The sequence below is a fragment of the Synechococcus sp. R55.7 genome (genome assembly GCF_047461955.1).
In the GTDB taxonomy this organism is placed as follows: Bacteria; Cyanobacteriota; Cyanobacteriia; order Thermostichales; family Thermostichaceae; genus Thermostichus.
Genome location: NZ_JANSIC010000067.1, coordinates 1 through 7345, shown reverse-complemented (window position 1 = coordinate 7345; position 7345 = coordinate 1). Strand labels below are relative to the sequence as shown.

The 7345-nt window shown below is 55.5% G+C and carries 6 protein-coding genes; all 6 read left to right on the top strand.

The window, feature by feature from the left end; genetic code table 11:
• The first annotated feature begins 104 nt into the window (after positions 1 to 104).
• Entirely contained in the window at positions 105 to 1064 is a 960-nt protein-coding gene (ntrB, locus tag NW820_RS05245; RefSeq protein WP_414406877.1) for a nitrate ABC transporter permease, read from the top strand.
• A 72-nt stretch (positions 1065 to 1136) separates the two neighbouring features.
• Positions 1137 to 3128: a nitrate ABC transporter ATP-binding protein gene (locus tag NW820_RS05240; protein ID WP_414406876.1), complete on the top strand. Its 1992-nt coding sequence runs from the start codon at positions 1137 to 1139 to the stop codon at positions 3126 to 3128.
• Between the two features lie 38 nt (positions 3129 to 3166).
• Positions 3167 to 4009 (top strand): ABC transporter ATP-binding protein, encoded by an 843-nt coding sequence (locus NW820_RS05235; protein ID WP_414406881.1) that lies wholly within the window; start codon positions 3167 to 3169, stop codon positions 4007 to 4009.
• A 33-nt stretch (positions 4010 to 4042) separates the two neighbouring features.
• Positions 4043 to 4576, top strand: coding sequence for a Uma2 family endonuclease (locus tag NW820_RS05230; RefSeq protein WP_414406875.1), 534 nt, complete (start codon positions 4043 to 4045; stop codon positions 4574 to 4576).
• Between the two features lie 108 nt (positions 4577 to 4684).
• The gene (locus NW820_RS05225) at positions 4685 to 6820 is read left to right on the top strand and encodes a molybdopterin oxidoreductase family protein (protein WP_414406880.1); all 2136 of its coding nucleotides are present in this window, start codon (positions 4685 to 4687) and stop codon (positions 6818 to 6820) included.
• A 24-nt stretch (positions 6821 to 6844) separates the two neighbouring features.
• Positions 6845 to 7333: a nitrate reductase associated protein gene (locus NW820_RS05220; RefSeq protein WP_414357823.1), complete on the top strand. Its 489-nt coding sequence runs from the start codon at positions 6845 to 6847 to the stop codon at positions 7331 to 7333.
• Positions 7334 to 7345 lie beyond the last annotated feature (12 nt).

Below are 7345 nucleotides of genomic sequence, written 5' to 3'. Positions count from 1 at the left end.
CCAGGAGAGAAGGGATCCCCGAATCCCCACAAAGAGTGTTCAACTGAAACCCCTTCTCTCTTGGGATCCTCTTAAGTTGACTTCAACCTTACTCCCAGCAAGCCATGAGGATTTTCCACTCTGCCCTACAGTTGGGCTACCACCTCTTTCGGATCCTGCTTCCTCTATTGGTTAACCTAGGCCACTGGCTGCTGAAAACCAGCCCAGGCTTTGTTCTTCAGTCCAATGCCGGGCTCCACTCCCCGGCCAGCTCTGCATCTTCTTCTGCTTGGAGGCAGCGAGTCCAAATCCACCAAGTGCTGCGCCGCGTTCTTTTGCCCACCACGGCCATTTTAATAGTGCTCGTTCTCTGGCAAATTGCCTATAGCCGCCCCGGAGCCAACTTGCCCACCCCTCTCCAGGTTTGGCAGGACACCTGGGATCCCCTCATTAAAGATCCCTTTTTTGACTATGGCGGCAATGCCAAAGGTCTGTTCTGGCAAATTTGGGCCAGCTTGCGGCGGGTGTTCATTGGGTTTGCCCTGGCCGGCTTGGTGGGGGTTGTGGGCGGCATGATCATCGGGGTCAATCGCTGGCTGTACGAGGCTTTGGATCCCATTTTTCAGGTGCTGCGCACGGTGCCGCCTTTGGCCTGGCTGCCGATTTCTTTGGCTGCCTTTCGGGATGCCAACCCTTCCGCCATTTTTGTAATCTTCATTACGGCCCTCTGGCCCATTTTGATCAACACTGTTGTCGGCGTACAGCAGATCCCTCAGGACTACCGCAATGTGGCGAGAATTGTGCGCATGTCGGGCTGGAAGTACTTTTTCAAAATCGTTTTCCCGGCAACTGTGCCCTATATTTTTACCGGCTTGCGCATTGGGGTGGGCTTGTCTTGGCTGGCCATTGTGGCAGCGGAAATGTTGATTGGCGGTGTGGGCATCGGGTTCTTCATCTGGGATGCCTGGAATAGCTCCCGCATCAGCGAAATCATTCTGGCTTTGATCTATGTCGGGATGGTGGGTCTTCTGCTGGATCGCATCACGGCTTGGATTGGCTCGCTGGTGGTGGCTGAGGATCGCTAAATGAGCTTGGCCGAGTTTTAGATTGGTTGCTGACAATTTCTCCATGCTCTCAGAAATCATCTCAGGGGAATCATGAAGACCCAGCCTTACATTGAAGTGGATCATGTCGACAAGGAATTTCTCCTCGACAACGGAGAGGTCTATCCTGTCCTGAAAGACATCCACCTGGAGATCCAAAAAGGGGAATTTGTCTCGCTAATTGGCCACTCCGGCTGTGGCAAATCGACCCTACTCAACATCATCGCCGGCCTGGAAAAGCCTTCCCGCGGAGGCATTCTCCTGGAGGGCCGACAGGTTACAGATCCCGGCCCAGATCGCATGGTGGTGTTTCAGAACTATTCCCTGCTGCCCTGGCTGACGGTGCGGGAGAACATTGCCCTGGCCGTGGACGAGGTGCTGGGATCCCTTCCCAAAGCAGAGCGAAGCCGGATTGTGGAAGAGCACATTCGCCAGGTGGGGTTGCAGGGGGCAGCCGACAAGCGACCGGCCCATCTGTCAGGAGGGATGAAACAGCGGGTAGCCATTGCCCGGGCTTTGGCCATCCGTCCGCGGGTGCTGCTGTTGGATGAGCCCTTTGGCGCTCTGGATGCCTTGACGCGCGGCAACCTGCAGGAGCAACTGATGGAGATTGCCCAGGCGGAGCAGCTCACCTGTGTCATGGTTACCCACGATGTGGATGAGGCGCTGCTGCTTTCGGATCGGGTGGTAATGATGACCAATGGCCCGGAGGCCCGCATTGGCCAGATTTTGCGGATCCCTTTTCCTCGGCCCCGCCATCGTTTGGAAGTGGTGCGTCACCCCGACTACTACAGCCTGCGGGGAGAGATGATCTACTTTCTCAACCAGCAAAAGCGGGCTCGCCAAAAAACGCCTGTTCGCGTGGCCATTGCCAAACACGGCCTGGAGAAGGTCAATTTGGAGGTTGGCTTTGTGCCCCTCAACGACTGCGCCCCGCTGGTGGTGGCGCAGGAAAAAGGCCTGTTTCAAAAGCATGGCCTGGAGCAGGTCACCCTGGTGCGGGAGCCAGGCTGGAAGACCATCTGGGAAGGGATCCGCTCCGGTCGGCTGGATGCGGCCATGGTGGTGGCCGGGATCCCGTTGGCCTCCACGTTGGGGGTGGGGGGAGTTCCGGTGCCTTTGATTACCGCGCTAACCCTCTCCCGCGGCGGCAACGCCATTACCTTTGGGCGCAGACTTTTGGAGCGAGGCGTTCAAAGCCTGGCGGATTTTCGCCAATACCTCAACCACACCCCCGACACAGTCCACACCCTGGGAGTGGTTCATCCGGCTTCCATGCAAAACTTCCTGTTGCGGCACTGGCTGGCCGGTGGGGGGGTGGATCCGGATCGGGACGTTACGTTGACGGTGATCCCGCCGCCGCAGATGGTGGCCCACCTCAAGGCCGGCAACATCGATGGCTACTGCGTGGGCGAGCCCTGGAACTCCCGCGCCGTGCGGGAACAGTTGGGATTTATCGTCACCACCACCCCTGAAATCTTACCCAGCCACATCGAAAAGGTGCTGACGGTGCGCCAGGATTGGGCGCAAAACTACCCCCGTACCCATGTAGCTCTGGTCAAGGCACTACTGGAGGCTTGTCACTACTGCGATCAGCCGCAGCACCGTTCTGAGATCTTGGAGTGGCTGGCTCAGCCCCAGTATGTGGGCGTGGCCCTGGAGGATCTGCAGCCGGGGTGGACGGGTATTCTGCAGCGGGGAATTGCCGATGAATCCCAAGCCCTCACCGGTTTTCACCAGTTTGCCAACGGGCGCAACACCTGTCCGGAAAGATTGGAACACCTCTGGATCCTGACGCAGATGGCTCGCTGGGGCCTCTGCGCTTTTCCCCGCAATTGGGTTTCGGTTCTCGACCAAGTTCTGGACAGCGAAACCTACGCCCTAGCCGCCAGAGAACTGGGCCTTCCGGATCGGGCCCACGACCGCGGAGCTTTACTCTTTGGCGATGGATCCCGCTTCGACGGAGAGGATCCCGTTGCTTACCTGGAGTCTGTGGCCATCCGGCAGGATCTGAAGCTGCAGGAGTACCGGCTCAGCGAAGTTTAGCTTTTGTTACCTTAAACTCTCGATTGGAAAACACCATGATGACCAGCTCCCGCACGTTCTCCTCACCGCTATCTTCTGCTTCTCCGGTTGCAGGACTGCCCCTTCTTTGTCTTCAGAATGTGGGCAAGACCTACTTCACCTCAGCAGGGCCCTTCGTTGCGCTGGAAAATATCAATCTGGAAGTGGCCGCCGGTGAGTTTGTTTGCATTATCGGCCACTCCGGTTGCGGCAAATCCACCTTGATCAACATGGTGGCGGGTTTTTCGACTCCCACTTCGGGATCCATTACCCTCAAGGGCCAGCCCATCACCTCCCCAGGGCCAGATCGGATGATGGTGTTTCAACATTATTCCCTTTTGCCCTGGCTGACTGCCTTTGAAAATATTTATCTGGTGGTGGATCAGGTGTACCCAACCAAACCCCGGTGGGAAAAAAGGGAAATTGTTCAAGAACATCTGGAATTGGTAGGTTTGGCGGAAGCAGCCCACAAGCGGCCCAAGCAGCTTTCTGGAGGCATGAAGCAAAGGGTAGCCATTGCCCGTGCTCTTGCCGTTCGTCCGCAAGTTTTGCTCTTGGATGAGCCTTTTGGGGCCTTGGATGCCATTACCAAGGAAGATCTACAAGATGAGCTGCTGGCCATTTGGCGGGATCACCGCTGCACGGTTTTGATGATTACTCATGACATCGACGAAGCTCTTTACTTGTCAGACCGTGTGGTGATGATGACCAACGGCCCCGCTGCCCATATCGGCGAGATCTTGACCATTCCCTTCGAGCGACCGCGCATCCGCTCCCGCATTATGGAAATGCCCGAGTTCTACGAATTGCGCAACCGCGCCCTTGACTTCCTCTATCGTCGCTTTGCCCATAGGGAGGATTAAGCTAGGGATCAAAACGCTTGGGGAGGGAAGTTGATGGCCACTGCTCCGGTTCAGGTAGCTCCAACCGATCTCCCAATGGAGGAGCGGGTCTCTAGCTTGCCCAAAACCCTTGCCGACTATCTGGCCAATCCAGTTGCCCAAACCAAATGGGTAGATGGCTACATTGTGGAGAAAGTGGGGCAAACCTTAGTGCATGCCAAGATCCAAACCCGACTTCTCATCCGTTGGGCCGGTTATGTCGAACATCAGCAATTGGGAGGCATGGTTTTGGTGGAGGCTCCCTGCCAAACGACAGGCAAAGTCAGAAGACCTGATGTTGCCTACTCATCTCCAGATTTAATCCAGCAATTTGGAGAGGATATTGCCATGCTGCTGCAGAGCTATCCTCTGGTTGAGGAGATCTTCTCTCCAACCGACTGTGGAGAAGATATTTTCCTAAAAGCCCAAGAGTATCTCAGCTCCGATGTACTGGAAGTCTGGCTGATTTTTCCCAGAAGCAAATACGTTTTTATCCAAACTCAAGATGGCCATCTTTGGCTAGCTGAACAGGACACTGACAAGAGCTAGGTTGTATTACCTGGCTTGGAGATCCAAGTTGCCGCTCTTCTCAGCTAAGGGATCCAAAATGCGAGAGAATTGGGCGTTTAATAGGGATCCCCACTCATGGTGACCGCGATGGAGTCGGAAAAAGCTGTCATCAAAACCCTATGTCCCTATTGCGGTGTGGGATGTGGATTGGAGGCGGTTTCGACAGCCTCAGGTGACTGGAAAATGAGAGGCGACCGGGAGCATCCTTCCAGCTTGGGGATGGTCTGTGTAAAGGGGGCTACGGTTCTGGAGGCAGTTGGTCGAGATCGGCTGCTCTCTCCCCTGTTTCGGGAGAGCTTGGATCAGCCCTTTCGCCGCATTTCTTGGGATCAGGCTTTTGAGGAGATGGTTTCTCGGCTGCGCTGCCTCAAAGACAACCCTCACTCCATAGCCATGTATGGATCGGGGCAGTTGCTCACTGAAGACTATTACGTTGCTCAAAAGCTCATTAAGGGCTGCCTGGGCACCAATAATTTTGACACCAACTCGCGCCTGTGCATGTCCTCGGCTGTCTCAGCCTACACCCAATCCCTGGGATCCGACGGTCCCCCCTGCTGCTATGAGGATCTCGATCTCTGCAATCTGGCTTTTCTGGTGGGCACCAACACCGCCGAGTGCCACCCCATTCTTTTTAATCGCTTGAAGAAGCGGCACAAGCCCGGATCCCCCCTCAAAATGGTGGTCGTGGATCCCCGGCGCACTCAGACAGCAGAAGCTGCCGATCTCCACTTAAAAATTCGCCCCGGTACGGATATCGATCTTTTCAATGGGATTGCCCATTTGTTGTTAAAGTGGGGATCCATTGCTGCTGATTTTATCGAGGGCTGCACCCAAGGTTTTGCCGAATATGCAGCTTTGCTGGCCGATTATGAACCGCAGATTGTGGCCCAGCGCTGCGGAATTGCCACCGAGGATTTGATCGAAGCAGCCAAGCTTTGGCAGGGATCCCAAAGGGTTCTCTCCCTTTGGTCGATGGGCCTAAACCAGTCCAGTGAGGGCACCGCCAAGATCACCAGCTTAATCAACCTGCATCTCCTGACCGGGCAAATTGGCCGACCGGGGACGGGCCCCTTTTCCTTGACCGGCCAGCCCAATGCCATGGGCGGTCGAGAGGCGGGGGGGTTATCTCATCTGCTGCCGGGATATCGGCTGGTGAGCCAGCCCCAGCATCGGGCAGAGGTGGAGCAGGCTTGGGGTTTGCCCAGCGGTTCCCTCTCTCCCTGCCCAGGGCTGAGGGCTACCGAGATGATTGCCGCTCTGGAGACGGGATCCCTGCAGTTCTTTTGGATTGTGGCCACCAATCCTTTGGTGAGCTTCCCCGATCTGGAACGGGTCAAAAAAGCCCTGAAAAAGTCTCCCTTTACCGTTTACCAAGAGGCTTATTACCCTACAGAAACGGCAGAATATGCCCATTTGCTTTTGCCCGCCTGCCAGTGGAGCGAGAAAACCGGGGTGATGACCAACTCCGAGCGCAGGGTTACCCTTTGTCAAGCCTTTCGAGACCCCCCTGGCGAAGCCCGACCCGATTGGGAGATCTTTGCTGAAGTGGGGCGCAGGTTGGGCTTTGAAGCGCAATTTTCCTTCCAAACCGCGGCAGAGGTTTATGCAGAATTTGCCGCCCTTACCGCAAATCGCCTCTGCGATCACTCCGGCCTCAGCCATGCCCTTTTGGCAGAACAAGGCCCTCAGCAATGGCCTTATCCCAAAGAAAGAACCTCGGCCCCTAAGTCCACTCGCCTCTACACAGATTGGCGTTTCCCGACCCCCGATGGCCGCGCCCGCTTTATCCCCCACCATTCCCGTGGCCTAGCAGAGCCGCCGGATCCCCAGTTTCCCTACGTATTAACCACGGGCAGGCTTTACGGCCATTGGCACACCCAAACCCGCACCGGCAGGATTGAAAAAATCAAGCAAATGCACCCCCAACCCTTTATTGAAATCCATCCTCGCGATGCGGAAAAACTGGGCATCCAAGATGGAGATTGGGTTCAAGTGCGTTCTGCCCGCGGACGGGCCTATTTCCCGGCCAAGATAACTGCCAACATTGCTCCCGGTACGCTATTTGTACCCATGCACTGGGGATCCCTCTGGGCAGAACAAGCTGAGTGTAATGCCCTCACCCATGACATCAGTTGCCCTGATTCCGGACAGCCGGAATTAAAAGCCTGCGCCGTTGCTCTTGAGAAAGCCGATCCATCGCTCAAGCAATCCCCTCAACTCTAGATTTGGTTCCTAATCGAGGTTCCCATGACTCTGTTTCAGTTTGAGCAAGATTTTGCCGACTCTCTGCGATGCATCCCCATGACCTTGCGCCTAAAGCTGGATTTGTGCGGGATCAAGCTCAAGCTCCATCAATGGGCCAAGTTTTCCTTAGAAGAGCGGCGGAAGTGTGTTGATTGGCCCTCTGAATCTCCACAGGATCTAGAAGAACTCCGCAACCATCTGCGCCATTTGGTTCGCTCCATCTGCCACGAAGAGGCGCAAGAGATTCCCATTGACCCCCAGCCTGAATGGCAAAATCCCAACCAGATCCCAATGGCTGTCCAACAAAAAGCTCAAGACCTGGGGATCCGGCTTGCCCTCGATTTCTGGAGAAACTTGCACGATATCCAGAGATTTGCCTTGCTGAAGTTGAGCCGATCCCATCACGAAAACAAAAATTTCTTGCCCGCTCTGCGAGAGTTTGGCCTGAAGATGGCGAGGGATGGTGATTGCAGTTACTCTGAATCTATTTGAGAGAGATAGTCT